The sequence below is a fragment of the Mastigocoleus sp. MO_188.B34 genome (assembly GCF_030065675.1).
Classification (GTDB): Bacteria; Cyanobacteriota; Cyanobacteriia; order Cyanobacteriales; family Nostocaceae; genus Mastigocoleus.
This window is the reverse complement of sequence record NZ_JASJDK010000060.1, coordinates 1-24,138: the sequence shown is the minus strand read 5'-3', so window position 1 is coordinate 24,138 and position 24,138 is coordinate 1. Positions and strand designations below refer to the sequence as shown.

Below are 24,138 nucleotides of genomic sequence, written 5' to 3'. Positions count from 1 at the left end.
ATTATTTTGAATGTTTTGATTTGAAACTTCAATACAAGAATCAAAAGGGATAGGCGCAACTATTTTTTCCTATCCCTATTTTGGTTAATGTGAATTACTCCAATAGAGTAGAACCATAAATCTTATTAGTCTTCACAATATCCTCAAAATATTGATTTAAAACAAATATATTACCTTACCAAATTCAATAAATAACCCTGTGGAATTGATTTCCCAATCATGGAGATGAATAGATGAGGATTTTGAAAAAATTAACTAGGCGTATAAAAATAACTACTTTACTTATCTTTGCTTTAGTTTTAGTATCATTATTGTCAATTGGTATTTCTCCAGCATTATCAATCAATGCAGCCGCAGATAAACAAATCAGTATCACCGCAAACCAAGTCATTGACGATGACTTATATTTATCTGGCGAAATATTAACTATTGATGGGAGGATTAAAGGTGATGCAGTGCTATCTGGTCAAAAAATTACTGTCAATGGTATGGTCGATGGCGATGTAATCGCTGCAGGTCAAACCATAACTATCAATGGTACTGTCAAAGATGATGTTCGCATTGCTGGACAAGTACTGATAATTGACAGTAAAGCTCAAATTATCGATGACTTAATTGCCGCTGGTGCAAGCTTGGAAAATAAAGTAGGTAGTAGGGTTGGTGGCGATATAAGCTTTTTTGGGGCTCAAGCTTCACTTGCTGGAACAGTAAATGGAAGTGTTTTGGGAGGAACCAACTCCTTAGAGTTGAGTGGTTCTGTGGGAAAAAATATGCAAGTTGTTGTGATCGGCGATCCCAATCCATTGAATCTACCCTTTATTCCGAAACCACCAGTCGCTATCCCAGAAATTCCTGAAGGTTTGACTATTAAAGATACAGCAAAAATCAGTGGCAAACTGAATTATAAGTCAACCAAAGAAGCCCTGATTAGCGACAAAGCACAAGTCGTTGGTGGAGTGGTACGGGAAGAATTACCCTATGAAGGAGAACGTGAAGCTGATTGGAATGGATTTATCCGAACCCAAACTCCAGGAGAAATTGTTCTCCAAAAATTACAAAGGTTAGTTGCATTACTATTAATTGGCTGGTTATTAATGCAGTTTCTTCCAGTTTGGACACAAGGTTTGACTACAACTATACAAACCAAGCCATTACCTAGTTTGGGATGGGGTTTGGTGACTTTTGTTGGTATTGGAGCAATTATTGTATTTGTATCTATTGTTGCTCTGCTATTGACTGTGTTACTGGCTTTTGTCCTACCTGACTTAATTCTGCCTATCGCTGGGACTACCATTGTATTTACTACGTCCATTGGCATTGCATTGGCAATTTTCGCAATTTGCGTACCGCAGATTATTATCAGCTTCTTAGGTGGACGATGGTTAATAGAACGTTTGCGACCCAATCAAATAACAGGAAGACTTATATCCCTTTTTGTTGGTTTGGTGGTGTTTGTATTATTGACTGCTATACCCGTATTTGGAGGAATTTTTGAATTTATCGTTATCCTCATGAGCTTGGGTGCAGTTTGTTTTTGGGGAAGAGAAGAAATACATAAGATTAGACATCGGCAGCTAACAGCTGCATAGTTTCAAGTTGTAATACTTGTGTTAATTTATGACTTTACTCTGAATCCCTTAGAAAACGTGAGGCGAGGAAGAGTTCGACTGAATAGAAAAATTATTTCCTCAACTCATCTTGAAAATAAGTGCTCTATTCTATGTCGCCTGTTCCTAAATTACTAATTCAAGCAGTTCGTATCCACAAACTGCTTGATAAATCTGCCGTTAGTAAGAAACTACTACTGATATACAACCAACGGAAAGCAATATTTAAAGATAATCAGGATCTGTTTTCAATCAAACAAATAAACCCAAAATATTTCATACCAACTCTTCCACGACATCGTGGAAGCTTTTTACATATTTATTATATTTTTATGAACCTCCTTTTTTTCTTCGACCCAATCGGCAATTAACTCAGTTATCACGCTATTCATACTTCTCTGCTCAAGGGCACAAAGTATTTTTAATAGCAAATGTTGTTCTTTGTCTAAGTAAATTTTCAATGGCTGTGTTTTAGCTGTACACATTGGTCTATAAAGGATTTTCATCCAAAACCCTTTATATCATATCACTCATATATGTATAGCATTTTACATTTAAGTAGTCATAATGATATAGGATCATAATGATATAAAATCAGTGAGTAGTTAAAATAATGTAGTTTGCTGTATGCTCAATAAAAAATCTGATGTAAAGCGATTAAGTATAAACTTAAGTGCGCAAGAAGTAGAAAAATTAGAGAAATACTGTCAGAAAACAGGTAGACAGACCAACGATGTTATCAGAGAACTAGTGCGCAGCTTGCCAATAGTTGTCCGTCACAAACTTTAGGGACAGTGGAGTGGGGTGTAAAAACAAATTCATAGGATTTCCAAGTTAAAGCCACGGGTGTTCTCCATTTTCCTCATAAAGCTCAACTATCAAGGCTATCTGTTGGTATAGAGCTAAACTTCCTGCTACAAAAAGTCAATCTACATAACAGCAAGTTTTGATTAATTATCTTTCTTCCGAATGGATTCGCCAACATAGCTGCACTACAAATTTTACAGTTGCGTAAAACTTCTAAAGCCTCGTTTGCTAGAGTAAGAAAAGTGTTTCCCTATTTAGATTTGTGAATAATCTCAAGGTGTGTTTTCTCTTGCATATTTTGAGACCAGCAGGAACCAAAAAACCAACAGAAGTAAAATTTATGGGGTATATGTAAAACTTTCGCAGGTGATTCTAATGAATCACCCACCTAAACAGCGCATATTCAATAAGCAGGACGCGACATTACTATCATCCAAAGCAGTAAAACTACAAGTAGCGCACCTATTTTGATGATTAAATATGTCAAGCTATCTGTTATTAATAGATTTTCCATCCAATATTGCATAATTTTGACCTCCACTTTAAATACTTAGCTCTGTAATTTAAAGTATTTTTTTAGCTTCCAAGGAGGCTTATTTTAGTTTCTACTTGTATCTATATTGTAAAATAGAAATTTTTTATGTAGTGTATTTTCTGAAATAAGTTTATCAAAATACTAACTACAGCAAATAAATCCAATCATAAAGTAAACCTAATAAAAAGTTGATAAGCAAGCTGTTCTAGTAATGAAAATATTAATATCTCTAAAACGGGTAATATAAGATTTTTATTAATTATTTTCCCAGACCCTATAATTCGCAGTGATTCCATCGATTCCGGAATCATAAGAACTTTCTCATCTAATCTTTATTAGAAATTTATGTAATTTGACAACAATTGATAATAAGGAATTAGCCGCGCCTGATAAATAACGAGGAAACTACAAATAGTATTTTCCGAGTATTTTCGTTAAGCAAAGCCGTTTTGGGAAGGAGAGAGTATATACAAATGTATTTTTTGTCAACGTCATAAAGTATAGATAATCTTTCCCAAAAATTCAACTTCCCTTAACTTCAACACTGTTTGAAGTGGGTAAAAGTCTGAATTTTCGGTTTAATTCCAATTTTTGGACTCCATCATTTGGAATTGGTCGTTTGGAATTAACAATTTAACGATCGTTATTTTACGTGTGATCTGAAAACTGAGTTTGAGTTCCAATAAAAATTCCAACAATGGTGTAGTGAAGCTTTACAGGTGCTGCAAAATTCAAGAAATACCCGCTTAGACACAAGATAGAAAGATAATGAAATCAATATCCCCATGGCTGCGATTTTTAACTGGTATCCGATCCCGGATATTGTTGTGGTATTTTCTTTTAAGTGTTTCAGCAACTTTATGCTCGATCTATTTGACGCGACAAATATATTCAGATCGTATTGAAGTTAAAGCTGAAGCATCTCTGTTGCAGGAAATAGAAAGATTTAAACTATTGGCAAAAAAATATCAGAACCAAGAAACTAAAGGAGTTTTTGATAAATTTTTGTCCAGTTATGTTCCCAGTCGCAATCAATACTTCATCACACTAGTTAATGATCGAATTTATAAATCTAAGCCAGAAATACCAGAGCATGTATTTTCATCTCATCCCGGTTTAAAAGATAAATGGATAAATCTTGAGAAGATCAAAAGTGACAAAGTATACAATCGAAGGTCGAGAGTCATTTACGCTGCAAACCCAGTTCGGATAGATAATCAAGACGCTACAATTGTCGCTCTCTACGATACAACCACTGATTACCAAGCAGGAACGGGAGCTATTTTTTTGGTAATGCAGGTTATGACAGTTGTTTTAGGATTTTTCTTCCTGCTAGCCTGGATTAGTGCTGGGCGTTTATTGTCTCCACTACGCCTATTAAAGAAAACTGCTCAAGGAATTACTGAGTCAGACATGACACAGCGTATTGCAGTGGAAGGCGTAGATGAAATTGCTGAATTAACTGTAACTTTCAACGAAATGTTAGATCGTTTGCAGTTTGCTTTTGATAGTCAACAAAAATTTCTTAAGGATGTATCTCACGAACTAAGAACTCCAATTACTGTCATTGGAGGACACCTAGAAATTCTCAAGTATCGACCTCAAGAACAAAATGAAACAATTACTTTGGTGATGGATGAATTAGATCGCATGAGTCGTTTAGTAAATGATTTACTACTGTTAGCGAAAGCTGAAAGATTTGATTTTCTTAGGTGTAAACCAGAAGAGCTAGATTGGTTCACAGAAGAAGTGTATTTAAAAGCAAGAACTTTAGCAAATCGGAATTGGTGTTTGGAATCTAAAGGATTAAGTCCAATAGTAGTTGACCGTCAGCGCCTAACTCAGGCAATAATGAATCTGGTAGAAAATGCAGTAAGGCATACCAAAGATGGTGACAAAATTACTATTGGTTCTTGCGTACGTGACTCTCACGTGTATTTTTGGGTCAAGGATAACGGAGAAGGAATTTCATTAGAAGACCAAAAACGTATCTTCGAGCGTTTTGTGAGAGCAACTAGTCGTGATTGTCAATTTGAAGGAACCGGTTTAGGGCTTTCAATAGTCCAAGCCATAGTCCAAGCACATGGTGGTTCCATACATTTAGAAAGTGATTTTGGTAATGGTTCAAGCTTTACGATTGTAATTCCCTTAGCGTTTAGTGCCCCCAATATCCTAAGTTACAGTTAAACAGTACTAATGACTCTGATAAGTAATCCTGAAAATATTATGTAGCCTGGAGATAAGATGTCTCATAATTTTATGGCTAAAATCTACGTTTATCTATAGTATTCAATATTACTCCGTAGCTATAGTTAGACCCTCTAGATGTCGATCAAAAATGTAATTAGGAGGTCAAAATCATTCAAACCAAAAAGAATAATGTCAACATTAATGAGTAATTTCCAGCTTTAATGGCTGTCACAATACCTATTACGTTTTACCTTGCTAACCCGAACATGGCTTACTCACCCCTACTCATACATCTCAATTATTAGCCCTTCTCTAATTATTACTCATTACCAATAACTTAAAACTGTACAGTCCAAATCTCATGAATCGGATTTTAATTGCTGAAGATAATCCCCGCATCACCGCTTTTTTGGAAACAGGCTTAAAAGAGCATGGTTTCACAACTGCAATCGTTGGAACAGGACAAGAAGCTACAGAGTTGGCTTTAAGTGAAAATTTTGACTTACTGATTTTAGATTTAGGACTTCCCGACCGAGATGGGTTAGATGTTCTATTTGAATTACGAGGACAAGGAGAAAGTTTACCAATAATTGTTTTGACAGCGCGGGATGCTTTGGATGATACCATCGCCGGGCTGGAAGGAGGGGCTGATGACTATATGACGAAGCCATTCCGTTTTGAAGAATTACTTGCGCGAATGCGCGTACAACTCCGAAATCGACAAGTACCATCCTCAAAACAAGACACAATTTTGACAGTTGGACGTGCAAAGTTAGATTTATTGAGCCGTCAAGTTTGGGTTGGGGAACGCTCAATCGAACTTTCTGCGCGTGAATTCTTGTTATTGGAAGTATTGATGCGTCACCCCAAACAAGTTATGACCAGAGAACAACTTCTTGCTCGAATTTGGGGCTATGATTATGACCCTGGGACTAATATTGTTAATGTTTATGTGGGTTATTTACGACGAAAATTGGGAGACAATATGATAGAGACAGTTAGGGGAATAGGTTATCGTTTTCAAGCTCAGTAATAGCTCTATTCCTGGTGAAACTTAAAATATTAGAGGCTCTCTCTAATTTCAGAAAGATAATTTTTATTTTTGGAGTAGAGCCTCTGTTATGTTTGTTAATTTTGTTAACTCCTGCGAAACACGCAACATAATTCATAAAAGCTTAGAAAAGTTTAGAAAATTATATTAATATCGAATATTGCAGATGTTACATTCATAACAAGTATGAACGTGAGAAAACTGCATATATAATCATGCTCACCTACAAAAAAAAATTAGATAAAAAACAATTACAAATAAAAGTAGTACAAAGCTTTGAGGAACTCAACTTTCATGCAGACAAGTGGAATCAGCTAGCCTTTGAAGCACCTCAACAATTACCAATGTCATCAATTGCTTGGGTTTCATCATATTTTGAATATTATTTAGAAAGTGATGAATCATGGGCTTGTTTGTTTGCGTATGATGGAGATGAGCTAGTGGGTGTCATGCCACTAGTTATCAAATCGCGTCGTTTGTTTGGATTCAAGTTTGCTTTATTAGGTACCCATAGATCTGCACAAACATGCTCAATTGACCTTTTAACAAAACAGGGACAGGAAGATATAGTCATTCCATTTCTGATTAATGCTGCAATAGAATATTGTCCTTACCAAGTTGGAATAATTTTCGACCGATTACCAGAAAATTCTCCAACTATTAGTGTTTTAGAAAAATTATCAGGATTTACTTTAACTAAAGAATTGGATAGTGTAGGAGCTTTCTTAAGAATTAAAGATAATTTTGCCGAATATCGAGGTAGTTTGAGCGGTAATTTTAGAAGCAACCTGAATAAAGCTGCGAAAAAACTCCATAAGTTACCAGATGTGAAGTTTAGCTTTTTGAATCAGAACAAAGCAAAAACAGAATATTTAACCCAACTCATAGAGGTGGAAGCTAAAAGTTGGAAAAAAGATGCAGGTACAGCAATCACTGATAGTCCAACTGCAGTTACATTTTATCAAAGTCTTACCCAGAGACTATCAAATGCCGGTTTCTTAGAGTGGCAAATATTAGAAGCTGAAGGGAAAATAATTGCAATTAACTTGGCGGTTCGTTTGAAACGTTTAATTCTGATTTGGAAATTAGCTTACGATCCTGCCTATTCTAAATGTTCTCCTGGCAGTATGCTCTTAGAAGAAGCTATCAAATTAGCATGTGAGTCTGAAGATATTGATGAAATTAATTTAATGACAGACCATTCCTGGTACGACAATTGGAAAATGGAAAAACGACCCTACTATAACCTTAAATTATATTCCCACAAACCAATTCCCTTTATTTTTGGATATTTGACTACATCTACATACCAGATTCTACGCTCTTATAAATATAAATTGTTAAGTTTGAGTAGGAAAATTTTTAGTTTTTCTCAATAGTCACATGAGTTTTTTATTCATCTATAATTCAAGTGTTAGACTATTAAAATAATAATCCGATTAATACAGGACTTACGCAATTCTCACAATACACCGGTGGTGCGTGACACTAAAAACCTTATTAATAGGTTCAGATTAACTCGCTTGTGTCACGCACCCTACAAGAAAAATGTGCCGGTTACGTAAGTCCTATAATAATAAGATATTGCCCCTGAATCTCGTTATTTTGTATAATTGAGAGAGTTTATTCAGGGGCTAAACTATATTTTTTCAGTAAGATATTTTATTTTATTTTACCTTGAACCTTTGCTTGTTCTAAAGCTATTTCTTTCATTGCTTGATAGGAATTAAGATTAGCATTACCTTCAATCGCTTTAACAGCCAAATCTTGTACTTGCTGAAGTGCTGATTCTAATTGCTCGGAAAGATTTACAATTCGCTCTTGCTGATTACTAATAGTGTTTTCTAAAGATTGTAATCTTTGCTCGTAAAAATTCTTTTGCCCTTCAACCTCTGTAGCATACAAATCTGATTTTACCCTAGCCTGATACTGAGCAATGCCTTTACCTAAATCAGTTGCTTTTTTTATTGCAGCTTGTTTCTCACTGGGAAATGCTTCTACTTTACTTTTATATTCTTCAAATTCTTTTTCTTGTTCAGCAATTGTATTTTCTCTCTCTTCCCATGCTTTTTCTGATTCCTGTTGTAATTCTTCTAACTCCTGATATAAATATGCTTGCTGTTGTTCGTATTCTTCTTTTTCTAGGGTGCGTTGAATCTCCAAGTTATACTTATATTCAGAATCATCTCTGCGACGGTTCCTATTAAGACTATCATTACGCTCTTTAACTGTGATTTTATGTTCGTCTTGCTCTTTATTCCAGGTATTTTTTTCAGCTTCTATTTCTTCTAACAGTCTTTCTGATAATTGGGAAAATTCTTCCTGATAAGATTTAGAATTATTATTATATGACTGAATCAGACTATCTAAGGTATTTTCTGTAACTGTCAAATTATAGATTTGTTTTAATTGTTGTAATTCATTTTCTACATATTCCTGAATTTCTCCTAACTGAGATGCTTTTTTTGTTAATTTATCTGATAACTCATTAATCGCACTACCGAATCCTAGCTGGAGCTTACTTAAACTTTCAATTGCATAATTCATTTTTTGTTGAGCTTCGGTTGATTGATTAATTTGTGAGTTTTTCACTGGTATTTCGTTCAATGTTGGGGTATTTATATTATTAGTTTTACTCGCTTGTAATTTCTGCTCGTATTCAGCTTTTAAGAAAGCTTTTTCTTTTGCTAATTCATTATAAGCTTGAAGAATTTCTGCTTTAGTATTCTTTTGATTGGGTTTTTTGGCTGCCATAATCAAACTCCTCATAATTTATGGAATAATTTATTTATGGAATAATTGCTAAAAGCTATCGTTCCACCACTTTCCAAGGAAAATAAAATAATAATTATTATTTTGCAGAGTTGGAATTACTAAAAGCTCTCATTGCTAAATCCTGTGCTTGTTGAAGAGTTGATTGAAGTTGATTAGAAATACTTTCAATTTGCTCAGATTGTTTTTTAATAGTTTCTTCTAAAGATTGAATTTTTAATTCATAACTTTGTTTACTAGCTTCCCATTCCTTTTCAAACAAATCTGCTTGTACTTTGGCTTTCTGAGCAGTTTCCTTGATTGCTTCTTCTTTGGCTTTTTTAAATGCTGTATCTAACTCAGCTGGGAAACCTACAGCTTTTTGTTTATATTCTTGTAATAAACTTTGATTATTTTGCAGGAATTTCTCTCTTTCTTGCCATTTTTTTTCTTTTTCTTGGGTTGTATGTTGAATTTGTCTTTCTACATTACGTTTTTTACTTTCGTAAGTATCTATATCTATTTTGTGAGTATTTTGTAATTTATATTGATATTCTTCTTCTTGCTGCTGTCTTTGCTTTCTTAAGGACTCATTATATGCAGTCACATTTTCTTCAAACTCAGTCTGCTCTTTTTCCCATTCTTTGCGGGTTTGAGTAATTTCTTTTTCAAGTATTTCTCGCTTAGATTGAATATCTGCTTCTAAGATTGCTAACTTTTCTTGATGTTCCTTAGTCAGTAAATCTAAAATGTCAGCTACAACTCTGATTTTTTGTAGTTCTTGTAAATATTGATTTTCAATTTCAATTGCTTCTTCGAGTTGATCTAATTTAGAATTTTCTGTTACTAATTTCTCTGATAAGGAACTGACAATGCTGCCAAACTCCAACTGTAGGTCAGCTAAACTGGTGATAATACTATCAACTGTGTATGCTGAAGCAGCTTCCAAAACTTCTTGATTTTTTTGTTTCGCAGCTTCTTCCTGTTTCGTCGCAATTTTTGATTCTAGACTTTGTCTTTCGTTAATAATTTGCTCAAACGCTTGCATCAACTGTTGCTTGTTTCTCTGTGCTACAGCTGTTGTCATATTCCAACTCCTGTTAATAAATGTTTAAGTAATTATTAGGCGATCGCATCAAAATTTACCTGATACTGAGATCAAGTTTCCTTTGAAGTGAAAACCCTTAGTGACTTAATAGTTCATTTGTACTATTTTTATAGTACTCGAATCTGCTTTCTCCTGTCAAGGAAAAAGTTCAGGAATAACTATATGAGCTACTAAGCTTTCCTGAAGCGCATTAATAGGGTTAATTAACGGATTAAGTATATTGCAAATCAAGCCAATGAATAAATTCTGGCAAAAAAATATCATTCTTATGATTTAAATAGACGATCTTATGATTTAAATAGACTATCGCAGAATGTCATTACTGGTATAAATTTTGTGAACTGCATTTTCTCGTAATTGCTAACTTATAATGCGCTGCCAAGATATGGGATAATTTATAATTTGATATTCCATAAGATCCAAAATCTAGTATCTAACACCCAAAGTTTTTAATATGCCTCAACTTCCAGCAACACTAGAGGATGCGATCGCCCAATCGCGAGAAGCAACCAAAGCAGCACTCGATGATGGTTACAGAAGATTGCAAGTAGAACTGTTGTTCCCAGAACTTAAAGTAATGCCAATTGCAGAACAGTTTCTACCATTATTTGCAGAATATGGCGATAAGTTAAAAGTTTTTTTTGCTGATGCAGGTGCTGCAGCTTTAGCAAAACGGGAATGGAGCGATGTACCATTCAAGATTTTAGATGTTGGTACTGGTAGAGCTTCTAACGCAGAACAGAAAATTGAACCAGAAGATGAAATATTTCTCTTTGTTACTCCCACTTCCGTAGAAGTACCGCAACTGGAAAAACTGTGCGAACAAATTGGCGATCGCCCATTTATAATCTTAAATCCCCGTTTGGAAGATTCCGGGGTAGTTGGTATTGGTTACGCTGCGCGCCAAACTCGCCAACGTTTTATCAGCACAATTGAATACTGTTATTATCTACGTCCAATATTTGAGGAAGCTGCAGTATTGCGCGCTTACCCTGGACTTTGGGAAGTATGGGTCAAGAAGGATGACGACTACGAAAAAGTAGTTGATTTAGGTAAAAAACCTTCCGGTGACGAACTGGATATGATTATTGCTGGAGGAGATCCAGAAGCTGAAGGAGAAGGAAAAACCTCAGGGAAAAAACCCAGTGTTTTCAAGGGATTACAAAGGTTTCTCAAAGCACTTAGTAGTTAATGTAGGGATTGGGGATAGGGGATTGGCGACTAGGGATTAACCAATTACCAATTACCAATTACCAATTAATTATTATTCTTCATCTTCCGTCTTTGCTTGCGCTTGGAAAGAAATCTTAAAATACGACGACTGCCGTCAACCAGAATAATGGTGACTATTAGTATAGTCAACAGAGGTAAAGTTATTGCCAAAATCGAGAGGACGATAGACGAAATAACTTCAACCACTGAAACAATAGGGTTCGCTACCCCAGCAGTTGCAGTAGTTGTGGCTAGTCTTGTTATGGATGTTCCTACTTCAACTACTTCAGCAGTCGTTCCACCAGTAATAATTGATAAAGTCCAGACGAGCGCCGGATCGAAATCTCCAGCCATTGATAAAGTTGATGCAGTAAGAAACATTCCAGTGATCGGAGCCAGAAATATTTCCGCAGAGTCGAGCATGTTATTGACAAAAGGTATAAAATAGGCAAGCACTTCAACAATTGCCGCAATACCCAAAACGATCGCTGTCGGGTAGGTACCAACCCATTCCCAATCCGAAGACAGTTGAACTACTCCATTTAGGGCTGCAATACTAAGGGCTAAAGGTGGAAGGAATACCCTAAAACCAGAGGCTGCACTTAAGCCAATACCTAAAAACAATGCCATAACTATATTCATCCTGACAAACCAATACCTTCATCTCAAGAGCAATTCAAATATATCTCCTCAGACATATATTTATTGTTTTGTTACTAAAAATAAATGCATCTATTGCAAGAACTGTGTGACAGATTGACTTTTGCACATATTCATCAATGCAAACACCAGGGTTAATAGCTGTTTATTTACAATTGAAGTGTGACAAATTTTATTCTGTCGTCTTTAGTAGTTATAAATACGGAACTTAGATGTTGTGAATTGAAGATATTTGTAGTTATCAAAATATACAAATACCCATACAAATATTTCTACTAACGTAAGTTACTAGCCGTAAATCTATCAAATTTTAATTTTCTCTAGTCCGCTTGGAATAGACAAAGTCCCTCTTTCCAAGGGGGATTTAGGGGGATCTTAAACATAACTTGCAGCCGTAAATATTTCCAAGGGCGATTTAGAGAGATTTTAAAATCAACTACTAACATAAGTTGCTAGACATAAACCTGTCCAAGGGGTATCCAGGGGAATTTTAAAATCAACTGATAGTGTAAATGAGTAATTTGAGAACACAACCTATAACTCTAAATACCTCAAATTAACAGGTAATTTAGGTGAATCTGGAATAATGTCAAAAAATTTCCAACTAGTAATTTAGGTTAATAAAAATCTTTCTAGCAAGTAGTTTGTAGCATCCTTCCAATAATGGTGACAACCTTAACAATCAGCGAAGGAAAATGAACATTGATGAATTAGTAAAAAAATGGTCAAATTTACCTCATAATCTATTAGAAAGTCAGTTAAATTTTAATTTCACAAATCATCTGTGGAACTTTCTAGGTTTTCATTATGAGGCGAATACTCCCATTGCAGGAGAGTTAAAACCAAAATTTATTATTTATGACCAATTTAACAAACCATTATTAGTAGTTGAAACCAAGAAAAGGGTTGTAGATCTAGCAAATATATCCGAACCAGAGTTTGTTACTTCTTGTCATTCAAATAATCTTTATCGGGAAGCAATAGGTAATGATAATTCTACAGTTAATGGAATTAGACAATATTTAAGCGTTAAAAAAAATCCGGCTAAATATGGTTTGGTCTTTAATGGAGATTTCTTCCAGCTTTTTTGGCGCAGCGATGGTTTAATTATTCCTTTAATGGAGGTGCAAAAAGTTACCAAAAAAACTCTGCCAAAATTAATTTATCAGTTAGATTACTTTTTAAAAAATCCTAATAGAGCTTTTATTGTTAGTATCTGGAATCGTAAAGGTGGTATCGCCAAAACAACTAACATTATTAATATTGCGGCTGTATTATCTGCATATAAGAAACGAGTTTTAGTAGTGGATTTTGACCCACAAGTAGACCTGACTAGAAGCTTGGGGGTAATTCCAGAACATTTTAAACATAAACTCCTTCGTTGCTTTGACAAAATTCAACTCGAAGAATATGACGCAGCAAAGAAACTCACAGAACAATTAATTCAAAAACTCTATTTCAATGTTAAAGGTCAAATATATCCTATTTCTATTTTACCTGCCAATAAAAAAACACTGGAAGATTTTAGTGAATATAACACTGATGAAAAGTATCACATGCCCAAAAAAGCAACTGCTTTGAGAAAACTTTTATCTCTCGTAAGGTCTAAATATGATTATATTTTAATTGATACATCTCCTAAAACAGATATCCTAACAGCATGTTCTCTCTTCGCTGCTGATGGTGTAATTATTCCCTCGGATTATGACCCAGAAACTTTACGTCATGCAAAGGAGATTAGTTGTCATTTTATTCCTAAAATAATTCGTTCAGCACGTCAAAATAGTCAAAGGAAAAAGTCACTTGTTGATGAAATTGCTCCACGGCTACTTGGTTTAGTTTTTAGTAACTCTTCCAATATTGGTGTGACAATAGAGAAAGAAGTAGCGAGATGCTTAGATGAATTAGATATCAAGGTTTATAAAACAAAACTCAGACATTGTGACAATGTAGTCATTGCTAAATTTTTTCGTAAGCCCGTAGTTTTTTATCGACCTAAATCTCAAGCTTCTCAAATGTATATTAAACTTACCGAAGAAATTTTTATGAAACCTAATTTTGTCGAAAAATAACGAATGAAACATTACTGTAGAGTGTGTTAGGCGCGTAAGAGAAAATATTCTTTTAGGTCACCTTTAGCATCGCGCCGTAACGCACCATTATCTATATAAAATTAATGGAAGATTTTTGTGTTTATTCCGAGACAAATAAATCCAAATATAGCAATCCTAAATCATTTGTGTGATAAAAATCAATATTGTAGAGATGCGACAGAGGCTAACGCCGACGCCGCAGGCTCTGTCGCGTCTCTACAGAGTCATATATTCACGAATCAAATATGATTGCTATAGAGTATTACTAATTGCGATTAAAGTGAATAAGTAAAAAATAAACTTAACTTAATTTTTTATTTTTGATTTAATCAGGTAATAAAAAATCTTTGACTCAAATTTCAGAAAGTTTTTATTAATCGCAATTTACTAATAGTGTTAAATTAAGAACAGACAGCAGAAGCAAATAGAAAACTACACACTTTTTTCTTCAGTCATTAACAAACAGGGGAAAGAAGGCGACAAACTTTCCGGATTTACTCGATCGCTAACAAATAATGTTGTGAGTAGGGCTATTTTAAGTTATTTTCCCGGAACACTTCATCTGTCCGATAAGGTCTGAATATCTTATGTAGTTCTTATAAGGGTGCACGTAAAATTGCGCAGAAATATTATTACAGCTTTTCAGGGGATATGAATACAAAGCTGCTAAACAATCGTTACAAAGTTATTAAGGTGTTAGGTGCGGGCGGATTTGGTGAAACCTTTTTGGCTGAAGATACCTATATGCCTTCTGGTCGCCGTTGTGTAATTAAAAAACTTAAAACCATAGCTGGCGATCCACAGACTTACAATCAAGTTAAACAACGTTTTGAACGGGAAGCTGCGACATTAGAACTTTTGGGTGAGGGTAGCGACCAAATTCCTAAACTTTATGCTTATTTTTCCGAAAAGGGGTTATTTTACCTAGTTCAGGAATGGATTCAAGGTCAAACTTTAACTGAGATTGTCGAAACAAAAGGTATATTTTCTGAATCTCAGGTCAGAGAAATTTTATTGAGTTTGATCCCCGTCCTTGATTATATTCATACCAGAGGTATTATTCACCGGGATATTAAACCCGATAATATTATTCTGTCTGCTTTTGATGGTAAGCCGGTTTTAATTGATTTTGGTGCAGTCAAAGAAACTATTCGTACCATTACAGCTTCCCCAAAACATTTTTCTGAATCGATGGTAATTGGAACGCCCGGATATATGCCTAGCGAGCAGGCGATCGGACGCCCAGTTTATGCTAGTGATATTTATAGCTTGGGCTTAACTGCGATTTTTTTACTCACTGGTAAAACTCCTCAAGATTTACAAAGCGATCGCGAAACTGGGGAAATATTTTGGCAAGAATACGCACCTGGAGTTTCTCCCGAACTGGCGCAAATCCTCGATCGCGCCGTTAGGATTCATGCTGCAGATCGCTTTACTACAGTAAATAAAATGCTCTATGCATTGGAATCCAAAGCTACAATTCCTCCTAGTACAATCGCAGTAAAACCCGACACAGAAAACCAAAAAATTCTTGCAGCTAATCCCACACTTAATCCCAACTTAGTCAGACCCAACCAGCAAACACGGATAGTTTCATCCGAGCCCACAACTGGTGCTGTTGCAAAATCTTCTTCTAATTCCACCCCTAGGAATTGGCAAAAAATTCCTGCGATCCTTGGAAGCTTGATACTTGGAGGCTTAATTGGTGGGTTTGGGATTTCCAATTTTAATCTTCAACAAATATTCGCACCAAAATTACGTAACCCATCCGGTGTATTACCAGAAGTTCGCCTTGTAGAAGGTGAAACCTTACCTACAGCTTCCCCACAAGCTCAGTCACCACCATCTCGACCCACCACTTCTAAAACTGATAATAAAAATAAAGCTGTCACCCCCAGAACTGCATCTGTTAATAATCCATCTGTCACCAAACAATCCTCATCTGTAAATCCCCAATCTCCATCGACAAATTCCCAGTCTTCATCAACAAATTCCCAGTCTTCATCAACAAATTCCCAGTCTTCACCAACAAATTCTCAGTCGTCACCTAATAAAACCCAAAATCCATCTGTTACAAGCAGATCTGAAGGTGTCGATTCTCAATCTTCGTCTGTCGATCGCCCATCTACTAATTCCCAATCCCCATCTTTTAATAACGAATCTGTTGATAATGGATCTATTCCTGTAATACCAAAAAATGCTCAGCCTCCAGGTATCATTAATCCCCAAGGAAGCCAAAAAACACCTGTAATTTTACCAGGAGTCAGGGAATCTTTACCTCCTTCTCTACCAAGGAAGCAAAATCCTCGAACAGGAAATAATAATCCCCAAATTCCCCATCAGACAGGTATCAAATTAGGGGAAAGAGCCAAAATAAAATACGGACGTCAGCCAAGAAAACTTAGACGCAAACCAAGACATAAAATCAAAACAAGATATAGAGGTAGAGGTAAAAGAAGACCGCATTCCAGAACTCCACACAAAGTTGAATCAAAATATTTATCTGAACCCGGACAGATATCTACACCGATATACATACTCAAACCAAGGGATATATCCGAACCAAAACAAGTATCTGGATCAGAAGGTTACAGAGGTAGTTCAATATACATAACCACACCAGGATATATATCTAAGCCAGGTTACAAAATCAAATTAAGATCCAAACCAAGGTACAGACGTAGGTCAAGAGTTAGACCTAAACCAAGACTAAGTCGCAAACCAAGATATGGACGTAAACCCAGATCTCTATCTGAAGCGAGGTACAGACGTCAACAAAGAAAGATATCCAGAGCACAACACAGAATTAGAGGTATACAAAGACGTCAAAAAAGACGAATATCTAGAGCAAAACGCAGAGTTAGAAGTAGATACAGATACTAAGCGAGGAATTAATAAAAAGTAAGGTATAGGTAAAATTTAAAATTAATATCGGTAGTAATGCATAGTAATGGAAGCACTTTTAGTTCGACAAGTTTCTGCTTCTAATTCACATCATTAAAGAGAAAAATGGCAAGTATTTCTTTGCACTATTTTATCGGGAACTGTTTCTCCATAAATGACAAGTTCTTTGGTAGTAACCTGATTAAGAGCTTGCGGTTTATCGACAACGCTAACTTGCAATTGGGGATAATTTATGGCAATTTGTAGTCCCACCAGTCTCTGATAAAATTGACTGGCATGAACGTCTTTGCACCCCACAATGGTAATGTTTTCAACAGCTTCTAATTGAGATTTATCGGACAGAATAAAATTCCCAGCAGGATAAGGGCGTAAATCTAATACTTTATAAATATGAAATATTGTATGAGCGATCGCCAAAATCAATACTCCATTGCGGAACGCAGCAGATTTTAGACTGAGTTTTTGTTTGCTCCATAGAATAAAAGGTAATAATCCAAAAATAGCTAAGGGATACACTAAAGAAATAGCAATCTTCATCAAACGATATGTATGGTCTAAGGCAATAAAAGCTAATAAATATCCTCCATACAATCCTATTCCTGCTAGCGCAGCAAGAAGATTTTGCTTCATTAAGCTATTAGTATTTTTTTGATATTGTTGCCAAATTTTTCTACCGACAAAAAAACAAAAAGGCAAGCTAATAATAATATTTATATACCAGCCAAAATCTCTTGTTAAAGGCATTGGCTTGGGCTTCTCTTGTAAAAGACTCCAAGGATTTAAAGGAACGAAATTAGAGCCATGTCTATCTAATATGTTCAAGCTTTTTTGAACTTCGTATAAACCTAATTGTGAGGGGAATAATAGATAGAAAAACGCGCCACAAGCAATCATTACTGCTGAAAATTTAAAAATAATTTTAATTATTATGTCTTTGTCATAATTTTTACGCGGAAAATATATTAGAATAGTTGCTCCATAAGTAAAGACAATTACAGGTATAAATGCTGGGTAAAAAGCTAAAACAATTACCAAAATAGAAAAGAAACAAATAAAATTTTCTACTCTATCTATTTGTAGTGAGATCGCTGCTGTTCTCGCTTGTCTTAATGTCAAACAAACAATAATAAGAAATAAAGCATTAGAAAAATAAGCACTAACTAATAACCAATAAATTGCTGGTGCAAACAATGCCCAAGTAAGCAAGATCGATTTACTAAGCCAGGAATTATTTGTACCAGATAATCTAACTTCAAACCACTCTTTAAATAGGCAAATAAATAAAATCCCTCCCAACATCCCTTGAAAAATAGCAATACTCAGAGATGAACCGCGTAAAGGATATACAATTAGAGAGCCTAAAAAAGAACTAAATTTCTTAGGGCTACCCAGTAGAAATGCACAGGCAGAATTACCATCAAAAGAGAAGCTATCCGAACCACCATAAAAACTTAGATTATCTGTAGTCATAGCAGCAAAACGACGCACGTAAGCCCACATATCTGGATTGGTATTAGAAATCATGCGATCAAGAGATTGCTGATGAGTTATAGTTGCCCATAATGTAAAAAACAAACACCACAAACTAGCATGAAATAATAAAGATAAATTATTTCTAATAACTTTAATTCCTAAAAGGTCGAGGTTTTTTCTAAGATTGGAAGGGATAAATAATGCGGTAGAAATAATAACTGCTTCTAAAAGAATAGTTACCAATAGACTGTTAAAACAAAAATTTAACGCTGCGGGAGCAATACTTACAATTGCCAAAGGCATTGCTCCCGTTAAGCAGATTGTAGGTATTGATATATCATCATATATGGCTTCGTTTGTATCTTGTGAAATACTTTGAGCGCTACGAAAACTTCTGATAACAGTTCGCGCAAAATAGAAAATTATTTTTCCGTTATAGTGACAAATAAGCCACAACAAATAAATAGTAATACAACTACCAAAAAATAGAGAAAAGAAAAAAGTTATATCGTTCATTAAAATAAATTTTAATCAAATTACTGAGGTAGATAAAGAATTGTTCAATATTTTAGAGACATTTGTGATCATATGATCACTATGCATTACTAACTTAATATCTACAGTCGATTCGACTTCTGACTTCTGCTTATAAGTTTTAAAAATTATCGCTTTCTTCCACAACACCAACCAAGGACTGTAAATCAAACTTTTCATCTTCACCGCTGAGACAAATTCCCGCACTAATCACCGTCAAATCATGTTTAGAAATTGCACTGGTATGGCTTTCCCCATCAGCAGTAGTCCATTCAATAACCCAATGGTCTTGACGTTCGCGAAATTCATTTAATTCACCACCACCCATTTTTAAAGCATCCCGCAAACGTTTTTCATTCTTCTGTTGCTGCTGTAAAGCTGAAAACTCTTGAGCTTGTTGAGTTACCAATTCATAAACTGTGCGCATTTCTGGTGTCATACCTTTAAAATGCAAGTTTGATGGTAAGGTTACTTGTCTGATATTTTTTTTGAGTTGTTCGCTGACCATGGGATCGGAACGGCGATCGCACTCATCAAACCACCAAGAGATACCATCAGTTCTTGCGATCGCAACTTCAAACTTTGCTCCTTCACTGACTAAATGTACAGTTACAGGTTTGCAATATCCATAATGTTGACGCATATTTGCTTCATTAACAGGATAAGCTAACCAAGTTTGGTTTTTTAATGGATATGCGAGTCGCAAACGTAAAGGTTGGAGATTTTGCAAGTATTGGGCGATTTGCGGTAAATTTGGTTCGTCTACGACAGTTACAGTTTTACTATCTATTGGTTGGAATAGTCCCCAACCTTCAAAATCGCGGGGTTTGGGTATAAAGGTATAAACCATACCTAAGACTTTGGTACGGATTTTTCCTCCCTTGACGCAGGGTGCAACAAATTGACTGGAGTTTAATTCCTGTTCTTTTGCTGCGAATTGATTTATCAGTTTGCGGATATCTGACATTGGTTTTTATATTATTAATTAATATTAATAACCGCCTTGGATTAAAATCCCAGGCTCATATAAAAAGTCTGATAAATCAGACTGTTCCAATAATTTATCAATGCGCGGGGAAAGTTTACTACCAACTTTGATAACCAACCAAACACCAGCAGCTGCAACCATGCACAATCCGGCATTTTTCCACTCAGACTTCCGGATAAAATCTAGTGCAACACCAAATAAAGCCCCAGGAATTCCTCAACTAACAAACTTAGAATCCAGGATCTTCCAAAATTTTTCCAGATTTAAGGGTGTATTCTGGTCTTTAGATTCTTCTGCCATTTGTCAATTTGGGTGAAAAGCTGTTGATAGTAGTATAGGGCATCTGAAATATTTGTTGAGAATTTAATATTGTTTGAAAAAATATGGACAAGCAGAATAAAAAATACTGCGCTAAACACAAAATATAATGGTGCGTTACGGCGCTCTTAGGGCTTTTCATGTCACGAACATTATACTCAAGCGCCTAACACACTCTACGTCACAACAAAAAAACTTGTACTTTTTCCCCTTTATTAATCAACTTCTGTCCCACGGGTATAACAGCTAATGCATTTGTTTGCGCCAGATTAATCAAATTACCGGAACTTTGACTACCCCCAGCAACTTGAAATTGATAAGCACCATTATTAACCTTCAAATTACCCCAAATATAAGTTTCCCGTTTACCGTTAGAACGTAAATCGTGTAAACTTTCTGCTTGTAAAAACTCAGGTTTCCAACCTTCTGCTAAACCAGAAAATTTCTGAATTGCTGGCTTGACAAATCGCCAAAAGGTAACCAAAGCCGACCCAGGATTTCCTGGTAAACCAAAGTATAAAGTAGTAAAAGAAGAAGTACTAGGAAAAGTCGCAACGGTGAGGGGTTTACCTGGTTTCACTGCAACAGAGCGAACATGAATTTCACCTCCGAGAGATTCGATGATTTGTTCGACATAATCGTAATCCCCAACTGAAACCCCACCAGAAGAAAGTACTATATCAGCATTGTTAATTGCGTTGCTAATTGCTTCTTTAAGTGCTTCTGGTTCGTCTTTAATAATTCCTAACATCAGAGGTTCTGCACCCATTTGCTGAACTAAAGCAGCTAAGGCATACTGATTTGAATCGACAATTTGTCCGGGTTGGAGGGGTTGGTTAGGTGTAACTAATTCATCTCCACTAGATAAAATAGCTACTTTAAGTTTGCGATAAACTTTAATTTGAGGACATTGTGCTGCGGCTAAGATTGCAATTTCAGCTGCTTTGAGTTCGATACCTGCAGCTAATAATGGATTCCCCGCTTGGTAATAATTAGCACGTTTTCTCACAAACTCTTCGGGTTTAGGTGCAGTTAGAATCGCAACACGATTTTCTTCCCGACGGGTATTTTCCTGCATCACAATTGTATCTGCACCTTGGGGCATTACCGCACCAGTAAAAATCCGTGCTGCTTGTCCCGGTTGAATAGTAATTTGGGGTTGATATCCAGCAGGAATATCTTCAACAATTTGTAAATTTACAGGTTTATCTCGACTACATTCTTGTACGTCTGCGTAGCGCACCGCATAACCATCCATCGCAGAATTATCCCAATGGGGAAAATCTAGGTTGGATACTACAGAATGTGCCAGAATTCGTCCGTTAGCATCAAATAAATCTACAATTTCTATATTTTCATCTTTTTCAGTATTTAACGGTTGTACTAAATCAAAAATAATATTTTCTGCATCTCTGACTGAGAGCATGGTACTTCACTCCGGTAATGAACTGGTATAATTTAGATATAGGTTTTCCATTGACCAAATAATTAAAAATTATTTTGATTGGAATATATATTTTTGTGTCTCTGGATATTCTATATTTCTATATTTTCCAGTTTTAGGACAATTTTCCCTCTGATAGTGGGATTAAAAAAAAATAACGGGAAAGCAGTCAACAAACAGGTATTTTCTCTTTACTAAAGGTTTCAGAAGAAGCGCAGCCTTGCCTCTCAGGCATTTTACCTCATCGCCATCTTTCAAAATCAGCACAGCAGAAATACTATTAATACCAAATTTTTTGATGCTTTCTTTGTTGTTGTCGAGGTCGAGCTTCACCACCTTGGTAGGCTGATTCATGATTTAAGAAGATATTGTGACCATGACCAAACATACACAAGCACAACTAACCCGAACTGTAGATATTAACCAGCCTACTGCGCTCAAACAAAGAACTTTCAACCAGATGGAATATTATATGGGCGCGAAGTTGATTGAGATTGGGGTTGACCCCAAATCTGCAGTTTATCGCTGGTCAGTGGAAAGAAAAAACAACCAGCAAATCTGGACAATTAAAGCTTATTGGGGCGAATCTAAAGAGAATTTATCTAACCAACCTCTTACTGGTACTAATTTAATCGATTGTGCCAGAGCTAACGCTGAACATGGAATCAAAATGACAGCCGACCTATGTGGTTATGGGGAGGATATCAGCAGTTTTCAACAAGCTTTAAAACTGGCTGGGAATAAAATGGGACTTGAAATCGAAACCCTGAGTGACTTGATCGCTTACTCTCAAAATCTAAGGGTCAGAGATGGCATTGATGTCGCTCCTGATACCAGTTCTTCTTTGTAAAGATGATGCAATAAGTCTTGTAGAGTTACAAATTAAGTGCGAAGTGCGACAAACGTGTCTTCTGTCTGCGGTCTTCTAGGTTTTAGTATAAATTTGAGCAAATAAAGTTTACGAAAATTAAACTCTGTAATGATTCTACACAAGATAGATTATTATCTATTTTGTGTATAATTTTTACATATATTTGTTTTGTTTCACAAAGTATATTTTAGTTTAGAGTCTGATAGATTCTCAGGGTCAGTTGATGGCGAAAAAGAAAGTTAAAGATGTCCTGAAAGACAAATCAGTTATAGCTAGCAAGGTTAAGATTTCTTCAGCAGTCCAAGAAAAATCAAAGCCAAAGAAAATCAAGCAAAAAGTATATGAGAAAGAACTGAAGCGGCTTCAGATTGAATTAGTTAAGCTTCAGGAATGGGTTAAACACGAGGGTTTAAGGGTAGTAGTTGTTTTTGAAGGTCGGGATGCTGCGGGGAAAGGGGGAGCAATTCAGCGAATAGCAGAATGTCTGAACCCTCGTGTCTGTCGAATTGCGGCTCTGGGTAAACCTACTGAGCGAGAGAAAACCCAATGGTATTTTCAACGTTATGTAGCTCATTTACCAGCAGCAGGAGAAATCGTCCTATTCGATCGCAGTTGGTACAACCGCACTGGAGTCGAGCGAGTGATGGGTTTTTGCACCCACGAACAATATGTTGAGTTTCTCCGTTCCTGTCCGGAATTTGAACATATGTTACAGCGATCGGGTATTATCCTCATTAAGTATTGGTTTTCGGTCAGTGATGAAGAACAAGAACGACGTTTTCAGAAACGAATTGAGAACCGTACCAAACGCTGGAAACTTAGCCCCATGGATTTGGAATCTCGTGCCCGATGGGTAGAATATTCTAAGGCAAAAGATGATATGTTTGCTGCTACTGACACAACTCTATCTCCTTGGTATGTGGTAGAAGCTGACGACAAAAAAAGCGCTCGTCTCAACTGCATAAATCATCTACTAAGCATGATTCCCTACGAAGATTTGACACCTGATCCAATCGAATTACCTCCCCGACAGAAAGCGATGGATTATATTCGACCTCCTATGTGCATGCAAAAATTCGTACCGAAGAAGTACTAGAATACTGATTTATTCATAATCTTAGGGGATAAAGCTCTAAACCCAATCTCTGTCTAAGCTTCACAAGTTGAATTTGATTTTTATTTTTCTAGAGGAGAGTATTAGATTGAAATTGCATCAAAACCGATGCGATGCTATTATGTAACACTTATGTAGTAAATAAAGCCATCCCACAGGGAAGCTATCGCCGCAAAGCGACGCTTAATATAGGTTTATCGCAAAACTTTTCAGTCTACTGAAGTTAGTTTATCGAGGAACACAGTTTTTTAACCTCATAATCGGGACTTTTACTATACTTCAGGTAGTTGCGAAGAAATTCACAACTGTAGTTGTAGAGTTTGTCTAGTTGTGGATGTTTGACGATTTTACTAGGATTGTAGTCCCATACTCTCACTGTTCCATCTTCACTGGCAGAAACAATAAACTTGTTATCATTGCTAATCTCTACTCGATTAACGGAGTCTGTATGCCCTTTTAAAACTGTTACAGTTTTATC

20 protein-coding genes are annotated in these 24,138 nt (G+C 35.8%); 10 read left to right on the top strand and 10 right to left on the bottom strand.

Annotated features, from left to right (window positions below):
- The first annotated feature begins 233 nt into the window (after window positions 1-233).
- Entirely contained in the window at window positions 234-1,589 is a 1,356-nt protein-coding gene (locus QNJ50_RS15350) for a hypothetical protein (protein ID WP_300636675.1), read from the top strand.
- A gap of 329 nt (window positions 1,590-1,918) precedes the next feature.
- On the opposite strand, the gene QNJ50_RS28585 is transcribed toward QNJ50_RS15350, so the two are convergent.
- Window positions 1,919-2,113 (bottom strand): plasmid partition protein ParG, encoded by a 195-nt coding sequence (locus QNJ50_RS28585; protein WP_366914271.1) that lies wholly within the window; start codon window positions 2,111-2,113, stop codon window positions 1,919-1,921.
- 121 nt (window positions 2,114-2,234) lie between these two features.
- On the opposite strand from QNJ50_RS28585, the gene QNJ50_RS15345 reads away from it, so the two are divergent.
- The 4 genes from QNJ50_RS15345 to QNJ50_RS15330 all read left to right on the top strand — a co-directional run bounded on the left by QNJ50_RS15345 (window position 2,235) and on the right by QNJ50_RS15330 (window position 7,569).
- Window positions 2,235-2,396: a ribbon-helix-helix protein, CopG family gene (locus QNJ50_RS15345; protein ID WP_300636673.1), complete on the top strand. Its 162-nt coding sequence runs from the start codon at window positions 2,235-2,237 to the stop codon at window positions 2,394-2,396.
- Between the two features lie 1,321 nt (window positions 2,397-3,717).
- On the top strand, window positions 3,718-5,136 hold the full coding sequence (locus tag QNJ50_RS15340) for a HAMP domain-containing sensor histidine kinase (protein ID WP_300636671.1): 1,419 nt from the start codon (window positions 3,718-3,720) through the stop codon (window positions 5,134-5,136).
- 364 nt (window positions 5,137-5,500) lie between these two features.
- Window positions 5,501-6,172, top strand: coding sequence for a response regulator transcription factor (locus tag QNJ50_RS15335; protein WP_300636669.1), 672 nt, complete (start codon window positions 5,501-5,503; stop codon window positions 6,170-6,172).
- Between the two features lie 233 nt (window positions 6,173-6,405).
- A complete protein-coding gene (locus QNJ50_RS15330; protein ID WP_300636667.1) occupies window positions 6,406-7,569 on the top strand; it encodes a GNAT family N-acetyltransferase in 1,164 nt (387 codons plus the stop codon).
- A gap of 283 nt (window positions 7,570-7,852) precedes the next feature.
- Here the strand turns inward: QNJ50_RS15330 and QNJ50_RS15325 are convergent, their stop codons facing one another.
- The gene (locus tag QNJ50_RS15325) at window positions 7,853-8,944 is read right to left on the bottom strand and encodes a hypothetical protein (protein ID WP_300636665.1); all 1,092 of its coding nucleotides are present in this window, start codon (window positions 8,942-8,944) and stop codon (window positions 7,853-7,855) included.
- 97 nt (window positions 8,945-9,041) lie between these two features.
- Window positions 9,042-10,028, bottom strand: coding sequence for a hypothetical protein (locus QNJ50_RS15320; RefSeq protein ID WP_300636663.1), 987 nt, complete (start codon window positions 10,026-10,028; stop codon window positions 9,042-9,044).
- A gap of 475 nt (window positions 10,029-10,503) precedes the next feature.
- On the opposite strand from QNJ50_RS15320, the gene QNJ50_RS15315 reads away from it, so the two are divergent.
- Complete coding sequence (locus QNJ50_RS15315) at window positions 10,504-11,241, top strand: DUF1995 family protein (RefSeq protein ID WP_300636661.1); 738 nt, start codon at window positions 10,504-10,506, stop codon at window positions 11,239-11,241.
- 65 nt (window positions 11,242-11,306) lie between these two features.
- Here the strand turns inward: QNJ50_RS15315 and QNJ50_RS15310 are convergent, their stop codons facing one another.
- Window positions 11,307-11,891 carry a DUF4126 domain-containing protein gene (locus QNJ50_RS15310; protein ID WP_300636659.1) on the bottom strand — a complete coding sequence of 195 codons (585 nt, stop codon included), beginning with the start codon at window positions 11,889-11,891 and terminating at the stop codon, window positions 11,307-11,309.
- Between the two features lie 725 nt (window positions 11,892-12,616).
- Between QNJ50_RS15310 and QNJ50_RS15305 the strand changes: the two genes are divergently transcribed.
- The gene (locus QNJ50_RS15305; protein WP_300636657.1) at window positions 12,617-13,993 is read left to right on the top strand and encodes a ParA family protein; all 1,377 of its coding nucleotides are present in this window, start codon (window positions 12,617-12,619) and stop codon (window positions 13,991-13,993) included.
- 672 nt (window positions 13,994-14,665) lie between these two features.
- The gene (locus QNJ50_RS15300) at window positions 14,666-16,897 is read left to right on the top strand and encodes a protein kinase (RefSeq protein WP_300636655.1); all 2,232 of its coding nucleotides are present in this window, start codon (window positions 14,666-14,668) and stop codon (window positions 16,895-16,897) included.
- A gap of 114 nt (window positions 16,898-17,011) precedes the next feature.
- On the opposite strand, the gene QNJ50_RS15295 is transcribed toward QNJ50_RS15300, so the two are convergent.
- The 5 genes from QNJ50_RS15295 to QNJ50_RS15275 form a co-directional block, all read right to left on the bottom strand.
- A complete protein-coding gene (locus QNJ50_RS15295) occupies window positions 17,012-18,907 on the bottom strand; it encodes a hypothetical protein (RefSeq protein WP_300636653.1) in 1,896 nt (631 codons plus the stop codon).
- A 139-nt stretch (window positions 18,908-19,046) separates the two neighbouring features.
- Window positions 19,047-19,892: a hypothetical protein gene (locus QNJ50_RS15290; protein ID WP_300636651.1), complete on the bottom strand. Its 846-nt coding sequence runs from the start codon at window positions 19,890-19,892 to the stop codon at window positions 19,047-19,049.
- A 24-nt stretch (window positions 19,893-19,916) separates the two neighbouring features.
- On the bottom strand, window positions 19,917-20,054 hold the full coding sequence (locus QNJ50_RS15285) for a hypothetical protein (RefSeq protein WP_300636649.1): 138 nt from the start codon (window positions 20,052-20,054) through the stop codon (window positions 19,917-19,919).
- Window positions 20,055-20,412: 358 nt separating this feature from the next.
- A complete protein-coding gene (gene glp / locus QNJ50_RS15280; RefSeq protein WP_300636647.1) occupies window positions 20,413-21,657 on the bottom strand; it encodes a gephyrin-like molybdotransferase Glp in 1,245 nt (414 codons plus the stop codon).
- 162 nt (window positions 21,658-21,819) lie between these two features.
- Window positions 21,820-22,029 carry a hypothetical protein gene (locus tag QNJ50_RS15275; RefSeq protein WP_300636645.1) on the bottom strand — a complete coding sequence of 70 codons (210 nt, stop codon included), beginning with the start codon at window positions 22,027-22,029 and terminating at the stop codon, window positions 21,820-21,822.
- A gap of 22 nt (window positions 22,030-22,051) precedes the next feature.
- Between QNJ50_RS15275 and QNJ50_RS15270 the strand changes: the two genes are divergently transcribed.
- Together QNJ50_RS15270 and ppk2 are read left to right on the top strand one after the other, a co-directional pair.
- Complete coding sequence (locus tag QNJ50_RS15270; protein WP_300636643.1) at window positions 22,052-22,525, top strand: hypothetical protein; 474 nt, start codon at window positions 22,052-22,054, stop codon at window positions 22,523-22,525.
- 244 nt (window positions 22,526-22,769) lie between these two features.
- On the top strand, window positions 22,770-23,642 hold the full coding sequence (gene ppk2 / locus QNJ50_RS15265) for a polyphosphate kinase 2 (RefSeq protein ID WP_300636641.1): 873 nt from the start codon (window positions 22,770-22,772) through the stop codon (window positions 23,640-23,642).
- Window positions 23,643-23,883: 241 nt separating this feature from the next.
- On the opposite strand, the gene QNJ50_RS15260 is transcribed toward ppk2, so the two are convergent.
- The coding region (locus tag QNJ50_RS15260) for a hypothetical protein (RefSeq protein ID WP_300636639.1) at window positions 23,884-24,138 on the bottom strand (255 nt) is incomplete at its 5' end.